The sequence below is a fragment of the Bacillus bruguierae genome (assembly GCF_037104725.1).
Classification (GTDB): Bacteria; Bacillota; Bacilli; order Bacillales; family Bacillaceae_G; genus Bacillus_A; species Bacillus_A bruguierae.
In genome coordinates, this window is the sequence record NZ_JBAWSX010000001.1 from 455,166 (window position 1) to 470,840 (window position 15,675).

Genomic DNA, 15,675 nt, shown 5'->3' on the forward strand with positions numbered 1-15,675 from the left:
GGAGTGAAGAGAAATGAGAGTTGTCTTACAACGATCAAAAGAAGCATCTGTAACAGTAAAAGGTGAAGTTGTAGGACAAATTCCTTTCGGCTTAACACTATTAGTTGGCATTACCCATGAAGATACAGAAAAAGATGCAACGTATATCGCTGAAAAAATTGCAAACTTACGCATTTTTGAAGACGAAAATGAAAAAATGAACCATTCTGTATTAGATGTTGGGGGACAAGTTCTTTCCATTTCACAGTTCACGTTATACGGAGATTGCCGGAAAGGAAGAAGACCAAACTTTATGGATGCAGCAAAACCTGAATACGCAGAACGTTTATACGACTTCTTTAACGAAGAACTTCGCAAGCGAGGACTGCACGTAGAAACAGGACAATTCGGGGCGATGATGGACGTTCAGCTTATTAATGATGGTCCGGTGACATTGATTGTAGAGAGTAAATAATGATGATGGAAGAGAGGGGATGTGTTCTCCTCTCTTTTTTGCTTTGTTTAAAACATATGCATAACTTGCCTGTTGTATAATGCAAAGGGAGAGTGATGCTATGAATAACGAATATGAAAAGTTAATCGTAAAAAATTTCTTTAAATGATATTTCCATTTATTGTCGTTATCGATTAGATTATATAGAAGGTGTTCGATATGATGAAGTATTCCTACAAAGAATTTTCACCAAGTTTATTAGCACAGATAAAGGAGATAGAAGAGTCCTTAAAAGAACCCATTGCTTTATTGTTAAAAAAATATAAATCCGTGTTCGCAGAAAAAAATATAGATTTCGGTGTAGGACTTGAGATAGAGGGAGAAAATCATTTTACTCCTGGATACAATTCTGTTGTTGTTATAGGAATAATAGAAGAAGATGATGAATTACTTGATTTATATATGATTACAATTTGGAAATGCGAACGAACGTGGCTTGGTATGCCTGTTTCTAAAAACATACCTGGATGTAAAATTACGGGAGAATTAGTGGAGGAATCGGTCAAGGAAGTTTTGCTAGAGTTGGAAGAGCATATAGAAGAGATATGGAAAGAGGATTAATTGGAAAGTGAACGAAATGAGACGTACGTGTTTGAAAAGTCATCGAACTTAGCCGATGACTTTTATTTTTCAAAAATCTGCTGAAGGACTCAAAGATTTTTCATGACTACAACTATATCGGCGATTCGACACGAAATAAAGATCCTTCGACCATATTCGACACAAGAAAAGCCACCTCATCATCAAAATGAGGTGGCTTTATTAGTACGCTTATAGCGAATCCATAATTTTTTCGTGCCAATGTAAATGCTGTAGCCGATTAATGCGCCGCTAGTGTTCAGAATAATATCATCCACATCAAAGATGCCAGTAAAAATTAGTAATTGCAGTAATTCGATAAAGTGAAACTTCCATCAGTGGGGGGTTTCTTTATCTCCCACTGATGGAAAGCCCACCCAATCGGGCTCTTATGGGCAGTTATCCCCCACCTATTTTCTTTAGAAAAGCGGAAGCGGCTCGCTCAGAAGCGCAGGACGCCCACGTCCCTGACAAAGAGGCGCTTTTTGCCTCGTCGAAGGGGGCGAAACGAACGGAGGTTCTAGTCGCTAGAGCTGGACAACGTCTTTCTCTGAATCTTGAGGTGGGGGTCTTACTGCCCGTTAGTGCGGGATAAAGAAAACGATTTTGATAAAACGCTTGCAAGTTAATTTCCAGCTGTTTACTTTGAAAAAGTGGCATATGTATTCTCTCAAAATAGGCGGGCATTCAGTTAGGGAATAGGCGATGATTCCTTTTGGCAATAGTGTATAACCTCCACATCAATATGGAACACTAGTCATTAGAATTCCACTATTTGAATGTGAGGGATATACGTATGCGTATGAATGAAAAGGGAAACTCTGCTACTAACGGAGCAAACCAATTGTTTAATGTGAATTTTCATGAGTTTATTTCAAAGGAACAGCAAAATACATCGCTAGAACTTGCTTCTGAATTTGGAATTTCTTTAAAAGATGTGAAAACTTTAAAGAAACACCTTGGACGTTCTTGAGAATCTTGACAACAATTGTGAATAACCGTATAGTAGTAAACAAATTCATTTTTTTACAGTTACATATGTTATAAACCGATGATAGAGAAGAGTAGATGAGAGACACATGAAAAGAGAGGAAATGTCCAGGGCTGAAAACATTTCTGCATGATGACTGATCGAATGACACTCTGTAGGTTTCGTCTTGAACGGCATAGTGCTTAGTAGAGGTCGAACGCAATTTAAGCGTTATTAAAAAAGTGGAAGCATACGTGCTTCAATTAGGGTGGCACCACGGGTATTATACTCTCGTCCCTACTGTAAAATCAGTAGAGGCGGGAGTTTTTTTATTTTTATTATTATTGAGAAAATGAGGAGGAACTGAATATGTCTATTCAAATCCCACGCGGAACGCAAGATATCCTTCCTGGTACTGTGGAACTATGGCAGTATATTGAAGGGCAAGCACGTGAAATTTGTCGTCGTTACAACTATAAAGAAATTCGTACACCGATTTTTGAGCACACAGAATTATTTTTACGCGGTGTTGGGGATACGACAGATATCGTACAAAAAGAAATGTACACATTCGAAGATCGCGGAGAACGCAGCTTAACACTTCGTCCAGAAGGAACAGCACCAGTTGTACGTTCTTATGTAGAAAATAAAATGTTTGGCGACGCTACGCAGCCGACAAAATTATATTATATCGGGCAGATGTTCCGTTATGAAAGACCACAAGCAGGACGCTATCGTCAATTTGTTCAGTTTGGTATTGAAGCGATTGGCAGTAATGACCCAGCAATTGATGCAGAAGTGATTGCGCTTGCTGTTGAGTTTTATCGCGGGATGGGCTTAAAGAATATTAAAGTTGTGTTAAATAGCTTAGGTGATGCAGCGAGCCGTAAAGCGCATCGCGATGCATTAATTGCACACTTTGAGCCTCGCATCGGTGAGTTCTGTTCAGATTGCCAATCTCGTTTAGAGAAAAACCCACTTCGTATTTTAGATTGCAAAAAAGATCGCAATCATGAATTGATGAACACAGCGCCATCTATTACAGAATACTTAAACGTAGAATCAAGCGCGTACTATGAAAAAGTACAAGAACTATTAACAATGATGGGTATTCCATTTGAGAAAGATCCAAACCTTGTGCGCGGTTTAGATTATTATCAGCACACTGTATTTGAAATTATGAGCGAAGCAGAAGGTTTTGGGGCGATTACGACGTTAAGCGGCGGTGGTCGTTACAACGGACTTGTACAAGAAATCGGTGGACCGGAAATGCCTGGTATTGGTTTTGCGATGAGTATCGAACGTTTAATCATGGCGCTGAAGGCTGAGAATATTGAATTACCAATTGCTCATCATATTGATTGTTATGTTGTAGCACTTGGTGAAAAAGCGAAAGATCATGCTGCCAAAATTGTCTTTGACCTTCGTAAGGCTGGATTAGCAGTTGAGAAAGATTACTTAGATCGTAAAATGAAGGCGCAGTTTAAATCAGCGGATCGTCTAAGTGCAAAATATGTAGCTGTATTAGGTGATGATGAATTAGAAAAAGGTATTATCAATTTAAAAGATATGGCAACGGGCGAACAAGAAGAAGTTGCGTTAGATGTATTTGCTTCTTATGTAGCAGAAAAATCACTATAGGGGGAAAAAGAAATGGCTGAAAGAACGCATGCATGCGGAAAAGTAACAGTAGAAGCTGTGGGACAAACGGTTCAATTAAAAGGTTGGGTACAAAAGCGCCGTGATTTAGGCGGATTAATTTTCATTGACTTACGTGACCGTACAGGTATTGTACAAGTCGTATTTAGTCCAGAAACTTCAAAGGAAGCGTTAGAAATAGCAGAAACAATTCGCGGTGAATACGTACTGCACGTAGAAGGTACAGTTGTTGAGCGCGCAGCTGGTGCAATTAATGAAAATATGGCAACAGGTCGTATTGAAGTACAAGCGATAAAAGTAAACGTACTAAGTGCAGCAAAAACAACACCAATTATGATTACAGATGATACGGATGCATCAGAAGATGTACGTCTAAAATATCGTTATTTAGATTTACGTCGCCCTGTTATGTACAACACATTTAAAATGCGTCACGACGTAACGAAAACAATTCGTAACTTCTTAGATAGCGAAGATTTCTTAGAAGTAGAAACACCAATTTTAACGAAAAGTACACCAGAAGGAGCTCGTGATTACTTAGTACCAAGCCGTGTACATGAAGGCGAATTTTATGCGTTGCCGCAATCTCCGCAGTTATTTAAGCAGCTTCTTATGGTCGGCGGATTTGAGCGTTATTATCAAGTAGCACGTTGCTTCCGTGATGAAGACTTACGTGCAGACCGTCAGCCAGAATTTACACAAATCGACATTGAGACATCATTCTTAACGCAAGAAGAAATTCTAGAAATGATGGAACGTATGATGGTAAAAGTGATGAAAGAAGCAAAAGATGTAGAGATTAACGCACCATTCCCACGCATGACATATGCCGATGCAATGGCTCGCTACGGCTCTGATAAGCCGGATACACGCTTTGCGATGGAACTGATTGATCTATCAGAATTTGCGGCAGGCTGCGGATTTAAAGTGTTCACAAGCGCTGTAGAGAGCGGCGGACAAGTAAAGGCAATCAATGCAAAAGGTGCAGCGAGCAAATATTCTCGTAAAGATATCGATGCATTAACAGAATTCGTTAAAGTATACGGAGCAAAAGGATTAGCTTGGTTAAAAGTTGAAGAAGACGGCTTAAAAGGACCAATCGCGAAATTCTTTAACGAAGAAGATGCAAATGCGCTTATGAGCACGTTAGAAGCAAATACTGGTGATTTATTATTATTCGTTGCGGATAAGAAGAGCGTTGTTGCAGATAGCTTAGGGGCACTTCGTTTACGCTTAGGTAAAGAACTGGAGTTAATTGATGAAAGTAAGTTTAACTTCCTATGGGTAACAGATTGGCCGCTTCTTGAGTATGATGAGGATGCTGATCGTTACTTCGCGGCGCATCATCCATTCACAATGCCATTCCGTGAGGATGTAGAGCTATTAGAAACAGCACCGGAAAAAGCGCGTGCACAAGCATATGACCTTGTATTAAATGGTTATGAGCTTGGCGGCGGATCACTTCGTATTTACGAGCGTGATGTACAAGAAAAAATGTTCAAAGCACTTGGTTTCTCACAAGAAGAAGCACAAGAGCAGTTCGGATTCTTATTAGAAGCATTTGAATACGGTACACCGCCGCATGGAGGAATTGCATTAGGTTTAGACCGCCTTGTAATGTTACTTGCAGGTCGTACAAACCTTCGTGATACAATTGCCTTCCCGAAAACAGCAAGCGCAAGCTGCTTATTAACAGAAGCGCCAAGCCCAGTTGCAGATGCACAGCTTGAAGAGCTTTACTTACAATTAAAAGTAAAAGAAGAGAAGTAAGAACGAATCCTAGATGGACATACTAATTCCATCTAGGATTTTTTAATTGAGTATATAACTTTTTCGTAACGGCCCAGTTACTTTATGAAAAAAAGAAGAAAAGCATCTTTTTTAAATGGTCGAGAGGGACTGGCCATGTATGGTAGCGGTCAGGGCCTATTTCTGCCACGGGCAACGTTTTAAAACAAAGAGAGGTAGCAAGGCGCATTGCCATTTGTATTGTCATGGCAGCAATCTATATGTTGAAAAATGAAATGTATGGCTGAGTAATTATACTTTTTCTATACAAATAGTCAGAAAAGCGCTAGAATACATGGTAGACCATTTTGTAAATAGAAGGTATTATACTTATGAACAATATCTTTCGTATAAAGGGATTCGCAAGAAACATAACGATAGAAGATCATCTACACAAGATTTTCAACTTCTAATCAAAAAGATGATTTAAAAAATCAAGTTGACTTTCTTAGACAATATGCTAATGCAAAAGGAATAATAGTTGATGAAATAATTGAGGACTATGGAAGTGGATTAAACTATAATCGTAAAAAATGGAACAAATGAATTGATAGTTGTATGGTGAACGAAGTAGACACAATTCTCATTACTCATAAAGATAGATTTATTCGCTTTGGATACGGTTGGTTTGAGAGGTTATTAGCTATATTCAACGTAGAGATTATAGTTGTCAACAACGAAAGTCTTTCTCTTCAAGAAGAATTAGTCCAAGACATAGTTTCTATCCTACACATTTTTAGCTGTCATATATACGGGTTAAGAAAGTACAAGAAAAAAATCATAAAGGATGAGGAAGTTGAAAAAATCCTACAAGATAGAAATTAACCCTACGCAAGAACAAAAATCCAAGATACATCAAACAATTGGAGTGAGTAGGTTTATCTACAACTTCTACATTTCTCACAATAAAGAGGTTTATGAAAAAGAAGGTAGATTTGTAAGTGGTATGGATTTTTCCAAATGGTTAAACAACGAATATATACCTAATAATGAGGATAAAGCATGGATAAAAAATGTGTCTTCTAAAGCCACCAAGCAAGCTATTATGAATGGAGAAAAAGCGTTTAAAAACTTTTTCAAAGGACTTAGTGGATTCCCTAAGTTTAAGAAAAAGAAAAAGCAAGATGTAAAATGTTACTTTCCTAAAAATAACAAAACAGACTGGACGGTTGAAAGACATCGAGTAAAAATACCTACGCTTGGCTTTGTAAGGTTGAAAGAGTACGGTTATATCCTTAAAAACGCCATTGTGACAAGCGGGACAGTTTCTAAAAAGGCAGGGAGATATTATGTATCCATACTTTGTGAAGTAGAGGGAACGCAAGTAAAACCAAAGTTAGAAGAAACAGGATTAGGGATTGATTTAGGGATTAAAGATTTTGCTATTTGTAGTACTGGGGAAGTTCACGAAAACATCAACAAAACAGGAAGAGTAAGAAAGCTAGAAAGAAAACTAAAACGTGAGCAGCGCTCTTTATCACGAAAGTATGAAAATCTAAAAAAGAGAGGTGAAAAATCTGCTACTAACAAAAGAGCAAATATATACAAAAATATTCTTAGCGTACAAAAACTACATGTTCGTTTAGTAAATATTAGACTAGAGTATGTAAAGTCTGTTGTGAATAAGTTAGTGAAAACCAAACCAACGTATATCACAATAGAGGACTTGAATATAAAAGGGATGATGAAGAATAAGCATCTATCTAAAGCGGTCGCACAGCAATGTTTTTATACGTTTCAAACATGGTTATTAGCAAAGTGTAAAGAATATGGCATTGAATTACGCCAAGTAGGCAGATTCTATCCTTCTTCTAAGTTATGCTCATGTTGTGGCCATAAGAAAGTGGATTTAAAACTGTCTGACAGAGTATATACATGCGAGTGTGGAAATGAAATAGATAGAGATTTAAACGCATCCATCAACCTTTTACAAGCAAAAGAATATACCATACTAACTTAAACTAGTGGGTATATATGTACGGTGGGCTACATCGGAATTAACGCCTGTGGAGAGCCATATAAACCAAAGTAGCAAGATAGTGGCGAAATGGGGTTCGTAGAAGCAGGAAAACTCTAAGAGTATACATTTGTATATGTTTTTAGTAGCAGTGTAGACCGCATGTTACATCAATTTTCACGTAATGAATTAGCCTTCGGAAAAGAAGGTATTGAAATATTAAAGAATAGTACAGTTGGTATTTTAGGAATTGGCGGCGTTGGTTCGTTTGCAGCAGAAGCGTTAGCGCGTTCTGGCGTAGGTCGTCTTGTATTAGTTGATAAAGACGTTGTAGATATTACAAATGTTAACCGTCAAATCCATGCGTTACTTTCTACTGTAGGTCGTTCAAAAGTAGAACTAATGAAAGAGCGTATTGCTGATATTAATCCGGACTGCGAAGTTATTGCATTAGAAATGTTTTATACAGATGAAACATACGAAGAGTTCTTTAAACATGGTTTAGATTTCGTAGTGGATGCATCTGATACAATTACGTTCAAAATTCATTTAATTAAACAGTGCTTGCGACGTAAAATTAAAATCATTTCAAGTATGGGTGCAGCAAATAAAATGGACCCAACTCGTTTCCGGATTGCGGATATTTCTAAAACACATACAGATCCAATTGCGAAAGTTATTCGTACGAAACTTCGTAAAGAAGGTATTAAAAAAGGCGTGAAAGTTGTATTCTCTGATGAAAATCCAATTGTGATTCGTGAAGATATTCGTAAAGAAATCGTTCCAGATGAAAATGCAAAAATTCGCAAAGCGAAATTACCACCGTCCTCTAACGCATTCGTTCCGTCTGTAGCAGGCTTAATTATGGCAAGTCATGTTGTGCGTGAACGTTTGAAGGCTATCGAAGTAAAACGTGTCGGACAAGACTAAAAGAAGAGAGGTGCTCATGCATCTCTCTTCTTCATTGTGAAACAATATCTAAATTTCCGTTCTGATCCATTTTAAAAATCGGTGCCATCTGTTCCTTCGGCTCATCTAGTAGGACGAGCTTGCGGGCACGGTCCATAATTCTAACGAGTGTTTCATAATCTTCTTGTACAGATTGCTGTTGTTTCTGCAGTGCTTCAAGCTTTTTCTCTAATTGATGATTTATTTTTTGCAGTGTTTCAAGCTGACTATGTAATGTTTCATTTTCAGTTTGTAATTTTTCTATATGTGGATTGTTTTGTTCTATATTTTGTAAAAATGAAATAATATCTTGCATCGTAAGTGACGGCTCAGTTGCGATAACATCTTCCGAAAACTCAGCCTCAATTACGACCTTTTTTTTCGGTTCCACTCGTGATACTTGCGTTTTCGGTTTCACTGCTTGTTCCCTCTTTAGTTCTTTTCGTTGTTTTCTCGCAATTTGCACAGCTTCTTCATAACTTTGCCGAACTTCTGCATTCCAACGAAAGCCGCAAGCAGCAGATGTTCTATTTAATTGATCGCCAACTTCATCAAACGCTTTTAATTGTGTGCTGCCTTCGCGAATGTGACGTAAAACGGTTTCTGCGAGAAGTAAATCTTCTTCTCCAGTCCATGCATCCTGGCGCATTTTCATTATGAAACCTCCATATTTCATGTCGTTTTTGCTTATGTTACCCTTTTGCTTCATTTTTATACGAATGCTATCGTTTTTCATGATAAATTCTGTTGCTTTTTTTTTGGTAATTTGAAGTGGAAAGAAATGGTTTCATAACTTATAGTTAGAAGAACAGGTAAAATTGCTATTATGTGGAGAATTGAAAATGTAAGCTTTTAAATGGAGATCGAATATAGTAGGAAAAAGAGGCTAGTAGTTTATTGAAACTTACTATAGTTTGGAGTGAAGTACATGTACGCACTAATATTAGGACTACTTATAGTCGGAGTTCTTTTTACCGCTATTCCCATATCTAGAGCTATACAGGAAGTTAAACAAGAAAAATCAGTAGCAGATAAATGGAAGTTAGGGTTCGGTTTTATTATTGATATGTGCATAATGAAACCTCTTTCTGGATTATTTTTCTCTCTAATGATTGGTATTCCAGCACTCTTAGGAGGAATCATATTAATTTTACTCATTGTATTGGACATACCGATTTAAAATAATTAAAAAATGAAGCTGAAAATAGATCGCTTGTATATGATATAGAATAAAAAATTTTAATTTTTTAACGGAAGCAGCAGGAGGAAAGATAGGGAAGGTAATAGGAGTATTTTTAATTTTGGCTGGATGCATCCCTTTAGTATATTTAATAATATCAATTTTCAAAGGGTGGAGAGAAAAGGGAAGTAAATTTGTCGTGAAGTCATTGGTGATGGTTGCCATTAGTATTATTTTAAACACGGGTGGAATTGTAGTCTGTATAGGAATAATCATATTAAGTTTTGCTTTCGTTTTATATGGATAAGCAATAATTGGGGATTTTTTGAACATAATATCTTTCTTTATTTGTATTTAATAGGAGAGAGGGGTATATATGCTAAAAATGATACGAAATAGATTACCTTTAATTGGAGCGATTTGTTTATTGTTACTTACTCTATTTAATTATTTTTTAGAAAATGATGTTTGGAGAAATTGTATAAGCATAGGGTTATTTTTGTTTGTTTTATTTTTATATTTGATATCTAGGGAGCGTAAAGAATAGTTGGATTTTTAAAGGGGTATTTTTGGACAGTCTAATATACCAGAGGAATATTGGGGCCCGGCAAGGTTATGGTTTTGAAGATACCCTCTTTATATTATTGCCTAATAAAAGTAAAAAAATATAAGATTAATAATCAATACAGCTATAGTAGATTTTGAAACATTTATGAATGGCTTATACATCCATAAAGATTAGGAAACCTTTTTCGTTAAGGTTTCCTAATCTCTTATTTGAATAGTAACATTATCATTTTGATTTACTTTGATGCGAATTTTGCAGTCGTTCGTATACAGTAGCAAGTGCTTGCTCGAATTTACCAGTCGTTTTTGGTTTATAGTATTGCTTGTTTTTTATTTTATCTGGTAAGTATTGTTGCTGAACCCATCCATTTGGATAATCGTGCGGATAGAGGTAGCCAATTCCTCTGCCGAGCGATTCGGCCCCTTTATAGTGACTATCTTTTAAATGAGCTGGAACATCACCTGTTTGTCCATTTCGTAAGTCGTGAAGTGCTGCATCGAGCGCTTTATATGCTGAATTTGATTTCGGTGATAAGCATAGTTCAATGACCGCATTTGCTAGTGGAATGCGAGCTTCTGGAAAGCCAACGCGTTCTGCGGATTCGATGGCTGCAAGTGTACGAGGCCCAGCCTGAGGGTTTGCAAGTCCAACATCTTCGTATGCCATAATCAGTAATCGTCTGCCAATGCTTTGCATGTCACCAGCTTCAATAAGGCGAGCTAAATAATGAAGAGCGGCATTCACATCACTTCCGCGCACTGATTTTTGGAAAGCCGATAATACATCGTAATGAGCGTCGCCGCCTTTGTCGTGTACAAAGCTTTTCTTTTGTAAACATTCTTCAGCGATTTCAAGTGAGATTTCTACTGTTTCTTCATTTGTTGAAAAGCTAGATAAGACAGCAAGCTCAAGTGCATTATAAGCAGAGCGCATATCACCGCCATTTGCGTTTGCAAAGTGACGTAGAGCTTCATCGGTTACGATTATGTTATATTCTCCTAGCCCCTTTTCCTTATCTGTTAAAGCGCGTTTTAATCCTTGTAAAAGGTTTTCTTCTGTTAAAGCGTGTAGTTCAAAAATTTGACAACGGCTCCGAATAGCGGAATTAATCGCGTGAAATGGATTGCTTGTCGTTGCCCCAATTAATGTAATGAGCCCGCTTTCTAGGTGAGGAAGCAGGAAATCTTGTTTTCCTTTATCTAACCGATGCACCTCATCTAAAATTAAGATGAGATGACGATGCATTTTTGCCTCTTGGACAACAACTTCCATATCTTTTTTATTATGAGTAACGGCATTTAATAGACGAAAAGGCATACCGATGCTGCCGGCAATGGCGCTTGCAATTGATGTTTTTCCTGTTCCGGGAGGTCCGTATAAAATCATTGATTGTAGATGCTTTGCTTGTACCATCCGCCATAAAATTTTGCCTTCGCCCACTAAATGTTCCTGTCCGATCACTTCTGTAATATTGGTCGGACGCATTCGATGTGCGAGTGGTTGTTTCATATGTTCTCTCTCCTTAAGTGACTGTTCCTGTTATATATAAATTCATTGTAACTACTCAGCCATATATTTAATTTAGAAGTTTGATAAGGGGCATTATTCCAGTGAAAATATGTCCCTTATTACCTATAGAAAGTTATTTTCATTTTTCGGCATATAGATTACTGCCATGAAGATAAAAATGGGCCTGCACCTTGCTGTCTTTCTTTGTTTTCAAACTTTGCATGTGGCAGGAAAAGGCCCTGACCGCTCCTATACATAGCCAGTCCCTCCCTGGCCATTTAAAAAAATGCTTTTCTGCCGGTTTTCAATTTGTATTTATATAAATTCCGAGTTATTTGGTATATTTATATGTTATCATTTCTGTTAGAAAAGTTGAAATTCCTTATCATACTATATTATGCTATAATTTCAAAGGATTTTGATTTCAGAGAGTGTTTTTCCTATTAAATAAAAGAATAACGAACCAAGTAGAAGCGAAAGACTTGAAAAGAGGTGCTACATATATGAAAATCTCAACAAAAGGCCGTTACGGTTTAACAATTATGATCGATCTTGCGAAAAAGTTTGGAGAAGGCCCTATTTCATTAAAATCGATTGCGCAGGCGCACGATTTATCTGAGCATTATTTAGAGCAATTAATTTCTCCGCTTCGTAATGCTCGCCTTGTAAAAAGTACACGCGGTGCATATGGTGGTTATGTATTATCAGACCAACCGATTAACATTACGGCAGGTGATGTAATCCGCGTATTAGAAGGTCCGATTAACGTAGTAGAAATGTTGGATGAAGAAGAACCAGCACAACGTCAACTTTGGATACGTGTTCGTGATGCGGTGCAAGAAGTTCTTGATAGTACAACGTTAGAAGATTTAGTACGCTATGAAGAAGAAAACAACGGCGGTTATATGTTTTATATCTAATTCCGTGTGTAACGATTTGGAAAGAAGGAGATATTATGGAACGCATTTACTTAGATCATGCTGCGACATCTCCGGCTCACCCAGAAGTAGTCGAAAAGATGATTCCATATATGACAGAAGCATTTGGTAACCCGTCAAGCATCCATTTCTTTGGGCGCCAAGGCCGTCATGCAGTGGATGAAGCAAGACGTGCGTGTGCGCGCAGCATTCATGCAAATCCAAATGAAATTATTTTTACAAGCGGCGGTACAGAGGCTGATAATTTAGCACTTTTAGGCGTAGCTCGTGCGAATCGTAAAAAAGGAAATCATATTATTACGACAGCAATTGAGCATCATGCGATTTTGCATACGTGTAATGTGCTAGAACGGGAAGGGTTTGAAGTGACGTATTTACCTGTTGATGAAACAGGGCGTATTCGCATTTCAGATTTGCAAGCGGCATTAACAGAGCAAACGATTCTTGTCTCTATTATGTTTGGAAATAATGAAGTTGGTACAGTGCAACCGGTAGCGAAAATTGGTGCTCTATTAAAAGAACACAGCGCTTACTTTCATACAGACGCAGTACAAGCATACGGTTTAACAGCAATTGATGTGAAAGAGCTTGGCATTGATCTATTGTCAATTTCGGGACATAAAATTAATGGTCCAAAGGGTGTGGGCTTTTTATATGCAGGGCAGCATGTAAAGTTTGAACCGCTATTAACAGGCGGAGAGCAAGAGCGGAAACGCCGCGCTGGTACAGAGAATGTGCCGGGAATTGTTGGGCTTTGGCAAGCTATTTTATTAGCAGAACAAACTCGTGAGCAAAAAATTGCCCAGTACAAGGGATTTAAAGATATAATAATATCTGTCTTTAAAGACGAAAACATTACTTTCGAGGTAAACGGAAGCTTCGAACATAACCTGCCACATGTGTTAAATGTAAGTTTTGCAGGAATGCATATTGAGTCATTTTTAATGAATTTAGATTTAGCAGGAATTGCAGTTTCAAGTGGATCTGCTTGTACAGCCGGCTCTATTGATCCGTCACATGTGCTTGTAGCGATGTTCGGAAAAGAATCCGATAAAATACGTTCATCCGTACGTTTTAGCTTCGGTTTTGGAAATACGAAAGAACAAGTCGAAAAAGCAGCGTACGAAACAGTGAAGATCGTGAAGCGATTAACACAAAATGAATATAGGGGGTGACATGATGAACAAACTACCTCACGAAACACGCGTTGTCATCGGGATGTCCGGTGGCGTCGATTCATCTGTAGCAGCAATGTTATTAAAGAAACAAGGCTATGATGTAATCGGAATCTTTATGAAAAACTGGGATGATACGGACGAAAACGGCGTATGTACAGCAACAGAAGACTATAACGATGTCATTGAAGTATGTAACCAAATTGGAATCCCGTATTATGCAGTCAATTTTGAAAAGCAATATTGGGAAAAAGTATTTACGTACTTTTTAGATGAGTACCGCGCTGGTCGTACACCGAACCCAGATGTAATGTGCAATAAAGAAATTAAATTTAAAGCATTTTTAGAACATGCAATGGCGCTTGGCGCAGATTATGTAGCGACAGGACACTATGCACGTGTAGCGTATATAGATGGTGAATATAAAATGCTGCGCGGCGTTGATGATAATAAGGACCAAACATATTTCTTAAATCAACTTGGTCAAGACCAATTATCAAAAACAATGTTCCCGCTTGGTGAGCTAAAGAAGCCGCAAATTCGTGAAATGGCGAAGGAAGCTGGTTTAGCAACAGCAGCGAAAAAAGATAGCACAGGTATTTGCTTTATCGGCGAGCGTAACTTTAAAGACTTTTTAAGCAATTACTTGCCGGCACAGCCAGGTAAGATGCAAACATTATCTGGTGAAGTGAAAGGGAAACATGACGGGTTAATGTATTATACAATTGGACAACGTCATGGCCTTGGTATTGGCGGCAATGGTGATCCATGGTTTGCTGTTGGGAAGAACTTGAAAGAAAACATTTTATATGTAGAGCAAGGATTCCATAATGAACTGTTATATGGTGACGAAGTATTTGCTACAAATGTAAGTTGGGTAAGCGATAAGCCGAAAGAAAAAGAATTTGCATGCACAGCGAAATTCCGCTATCGTCAAGCGGATAACGGTGTAACGGTTCAAATCGTGGATGAGAATACAATTCGCATTCTTTGTGATGAACCAATTCGTGCGATTACGCCAGGACAAGCAGTTGTTTTTTATGATGGAGATGAGTGCTTAGGCGGTGCGACAATTGATGACGTATATCGTAATGGTAAGAAACTTGATTATTTAGGATAAGAAAGAAGAACCTCTGCCTTGTATCGGTCAGAGGTTTCTTTTTAGATAAACGCGAATTTTTGTTCGCTCGGAAAATGGATTCTTTGTTATAATTTGTTGTAGAGGTGAAGGATAAATGTCAAACAAGCTTGAAACAGGCATTCAATATATGCAAGAAGGAAACTGGGAAGAAGCAGCAAAGAATTTTACTGAGGCGATTGAGGAAAATCCAAAAGATGCACTTGGTTATATTAACTTTGCAAATTTATTAGATGCATTAGGAGACAGTGAGCGTGCCATTGCTTTTTATAAACGTGCGATTGAATTAGATGAGAAATCTGCTACAGCATACTATGGACTAGGAAATATATATTATCAGCAAGAACTTTTTGCAGAGGCGAAAGAAGCGTTTGAGAAGGCGATGCAAGCGGGACTACAGACAGGAGATGTATCGTTTATGCTTGGCATTACATATGTGCAGCTTGGAAACGACCGTTTAGCACTGCCGTTTTTCCAACGTGCAGCTGAGTTAGATGGAAATGACGTTGAAGCCATTTTCCAATGCGGATTATGCTTTGCGCGTCTAGAGCATGTAAAAGAAGCAAAACCTTATTTTGAACAAGTTGTAGCGCTTGATGAAGAACATGCAGATGCATATTATAATTTAGGTGTTGTGTATGCGTTTGAAGAAAATCGTGAGAAGGCGCTTGCGATGTTTAAGAAAGCTGTAGCGATTCAGCCAGATCACTTTTTAGCAGGTAATGGCATTCGTTTACTAGAGCAAGACGCATAAAATGGAAGGAGGGGGCAAA

14 protein-coding genes, 2 pseudogenes and 1 other annotated feature are annotated in these 15,675 nt (G+C 37.9%); of the genes and pseudogenes, 13 read left to right on the forward strand and 3 right to left on the reverse strand.

What is annotated here, in order from left to right:
- Positions 1-13: 13 nt before the first annotated feature.
- Entirely contained in the window at positions 14-454 is a 441-nt protein-coding gene (gene dtd / locus WAZ07_RS02235; protein ID WP_336471150.1) for a D-aminoacyl-tRNA deacylase, read from the forward strand.
- A gap of 198 nt (positions 455-652) precedes the next feature.
- The gene (locus tag WAZ07_RS02240) at positions 653-1,054 is read left to right on the forward strand and encodes a hypothetical protein (protein WP_336471151.1); all 402 of its coding nucleotides are present in this window, start codon (positions 653-655) and stop codon (positions 1,052-1,054) included.
- 182 nt (positions 1,055-1,236) lie between these two features.
- On the opposite strand, the pseudogene WAZ07_RS02245 reads toward WAZ07_RS02240, so the two are convergent.
- Positions 1,237-1,392, reverse strand: a pseudogene (locus tag WAZ07_RS02245) (VanZ family protein); the annotation flags it as partial.
- A 476-nt stretch (positions 1,393-1,868) separates the two neighbouring features.
- Between WAZ07_RS02245 and WAZ07_RS02250 the strand changes: the two are divergent.
- From WAZ07_RS02250 to WAZ07_RS02275, 6 genes and pseudogenes are all read left to right on the forward strand, one after another.
- Entirely contained in the window at positions 1,869-2,045 is a 177-nt protein-coding gene (locus WAZ07_RS02250) for a hypothetical protein (RefSeq protein WP_020060835.1), read from the forward strand.
- 69 nt (positions 2,046-2,114) lie between these two features.
- Positions 2,115-2,344 (forward strand) — a binding site (T-box leader).
- Positions 2,345-2,411: 67 nt separating this feature from the next.
- Entirely contained in the window at positions 2,412-3,683 is a 1,272-nt protein-coding gene (gene hisS / locus WAZ07_RS02255) for a histidine--tRNA ligase (RefSeq protein ID WP_336471152.1), read from the forward strand.
- Positions 3,684-3,695: 12 nt separating this feature from the next.
- A complete protein-coding gene (gene aspS / locus WAZ07_RS02260; RefSeq protein ID WP_336471153.1) occupies positions 3,696-5,471 on the forward strand; it encodes an aspartate--tRNA ligase in 1,776 nt (591 codons plus the stop codon).
- A gap of 331 nt (positions 5,472-5,802) precedes the next feature.
- Positions 5,803-6,314, forward strand: a pseudogene (locus WAZ07_RS02265) (IS607 family transposase); the annotation flags it as partial.
- Positions 6,286-7,449 carry an RNA-guided endonuclease InsQ/TnpB family protein gene (locus WAZ07_RS02270; protein ID WP_336471154.1) on the forward strand — a complete coding sequence of 388 codons (1,164 nt, stop codon included), beginning with the start codon at positions 6,286-6,288 and terminating at the stop codon, positions 7,447-7,449. The pseudogene WAZ07_RS02265 and the gene WAZ07_RS02270, both read left to right, overlap by 29 nt.
- A gap of 159 nt (positions 7,450-7,608) precedes the next feature.
- The gene (locus WAZ07_RS02275) at positions 7,609-8,376 is read left to right on the forward strand and encodes a tRNA threonylcarbamoyladenosine dehydratase (RefSeq protein ID WP_336471155.1); all 768 of its coding nucleotides are present in this window, start codon (positions 7,609-7,611) and stop codon (positions 8,374-8,376) included.
- Positions 8,377-8,407: 31 nt separating this feature from the next.
- Here the strand turns inward: WAZ07_RS02275 and WAZ07_RS02280 are convergent, their stop codons facing one another.
- Positions 8,408-9,049 (reverse strand): RsfA family transcriptional regulator, encoded by a 642-nt coding sequence (locus tag WAZ07_RS02280; RefSeq protein ID WP_090916832.1) that lies wholly within the window; start codon positions 9,047-9,049, stop codon positions 8,408-8,410.
- Positions 9,050-9,322: 273 nt separating this feature from the next.
- On the opposite strand from WAZ07_RS02280, the gene WAZ07_RS02285 reads away from it, so the two are divergent.
- Positions 9,323-9,574, forward strand: coding sequence for a hypothetical protein (locus WAZ07_RS02285; RefSeq protein WP_336471156.1), 252 nt, complete (start codon positions 9,323-9,325; stop codon positions 9,572-9,574).
- Between the two features lie 793 nt (positions 9,575-10,367).
- On the opposite strand, the gene WAZ07_RS02290 is transcribed toward WAZ07_RS02285, so the two are convergent.
- Positions 10,368-11,651 carry a replication-associated recombination protein A gene (locus WAZ07_RS02290; protein ID WP_336471157.1) on the reverse strand — a complete coding sequence of 428 codons (1,284 nt, stop codon included), beginning with the start codon at positions 11,649-11,651 and terminating at the stop codon, positions 10,368-10,370.
- 503 nt (positions 11,652-12,154) lie between these two features.
- On the opposite strand from WAZ07_RS02290, the gene cymR reads away from it, so the two are divergent.
- From cymR to WAZ07_RS02310, 4 genes are all read left to right on the forward strand, one after another.
- Positions 12,155-12,571, forward strand: a complete 417-nt coding sequence (gene cymR, locus WAZ07_RS02295) for a cysteine metabolism transcriptional regulator CymR (RefSeq protein WP_090916825.1) — start codon at positions 12,155-12,157, stop codon at positions 12,569-12,571.
- Between the two features lie 35 nt (positions 12,572-12,606).
- Complete coding sequence (locus WAZ07_RS02300; RefSeq protein WP_336471158.1) at positions 12,607-13,764, forward strand: cysteine desulfurase family protein; 1,158 nt, start codon at positions 12,607-12,609, stop codon at positions 13,762-13,764.
- A 4-nt stretch (positions 13,765-13,768) separates the two neighbouring features.
- Entirely contained in the window at positions 13,769-14,884 is a 1,116-nt protein-coding gene (gene mnmA, locus WAZ07_RS02305; protein ID WP_336471413.1) for a tRNA 2-thiouridine(34) synthase MnmA, read from the forward strand.
- A 115-nt stretch (positions 14,885-14,999) separates the two neighbouring features.
- A complete protein-coding gene (locus WAZ07_RS02310) occupies positions 15,000-15,656 on the forward strand; it encodes a tetratricopeptide repeat protein (RefSeq protein ID WP_090916820.1) in 657 nt (218 codons plus the stop codon).
- Positions 15,657-15,675 lie beyond the last annotated feature (19 nt).

What these genes read in the sequence shown, in the direction of transcription:
- dtd (WP_336471150.1), top strand. Translation starts at nt 14, where the DNA reads ATGAGAGTTGTCTTACAACGATCAAAAGAAGCATCTGTAACAGTAAAA.
- WAZ07_RS02240 (WP_336471151.1), top strand. Translation starts at nt 653, where the DNA reads ATGATGAAGTATTCCTACAAAGAATTTTCACCAAGTTTATTAGCACAG.
- WAZ07_RS02250 (WP_020060835.1), top strand. Translation starts at nt 1,869, where the DNA reads ATGCGTATGAATGAAAAGGGAAACTCTGCTACTAACGGAGCAAACCAA.
- hisS (WP_336471152.1), top strand. Translation starts at nt 2,412, where the DNA reads ATGTCTATTCAAATCCCACGCGGAACGCAAGATATCCTTCCTGGTACT.
- aspS (WP_336471153.1), top strand. Translation starts at nt 3,696, where the DNA reads ATGGCTGAAAGAACGCATGCATGCGGAAAAGTAACAGTAGAAGCTGTG.
- WAZ07_RS02275 (WP_336471155.1), top strand. Translation starts at nt 7,609, where the DNA reads ATGTTACATCAATTTTCACGTAATGAATTAGCCTTCGGAAAAGAAGGT.
- WAZ07_RS02280 (WP_090916832.1), bottom strand. Translation starts at nt 9,049, where the DNA reads ATGAAAATGCGCCAGGATGCATGGACTGGAGAAGAAGATTTACTTCTC.
- WAZ07_RS02285 (WP_336471156.1), top strand. Translation starts at nt 9,323, where the DNA reads ATGTACGCACTAATATTAGGACTACTTATAGTCGGAGTTCTTTTTACC.
- WAZ07_RS02290 (WP_336471157.1), bottom strand. Translation starts at nt 11,651, where the DNA reads ATGAAACAACCACTCGCACATCGAATGCGTCCGACCAATATTACAGAA.
- cymR (WP_090916825.1), top strand. Translation starts at nt 12,155, where the DNA reads ATGAAAATCTCAACAAAAGGCCGTTACGGTTTAACAATTATGATCGAT.
- WAZ07_RS02300 (WP_336471158.1), top strand. Translation starts at nt 12,607, where the DNA reads ATGGAACGCATTTACTTAGATCATGCTGCGACATCTCCGGCTCACCCA.
- mnmA (WP_336471413.1), top strand. Translation starts at nt 13,769, where the DNA reads ATGAACAAACTACCTCACGAAACACGCGTTGTCATCGGGATGTCCGGT.
- WAZ07_RS02310 (WP_090916820.1), top strand. Translation starts at nt 15,000, where the DNA reads ATGTCAAACAAGCTTGAAACAGGCATTCAATATATGCAAGAAGGAAAC.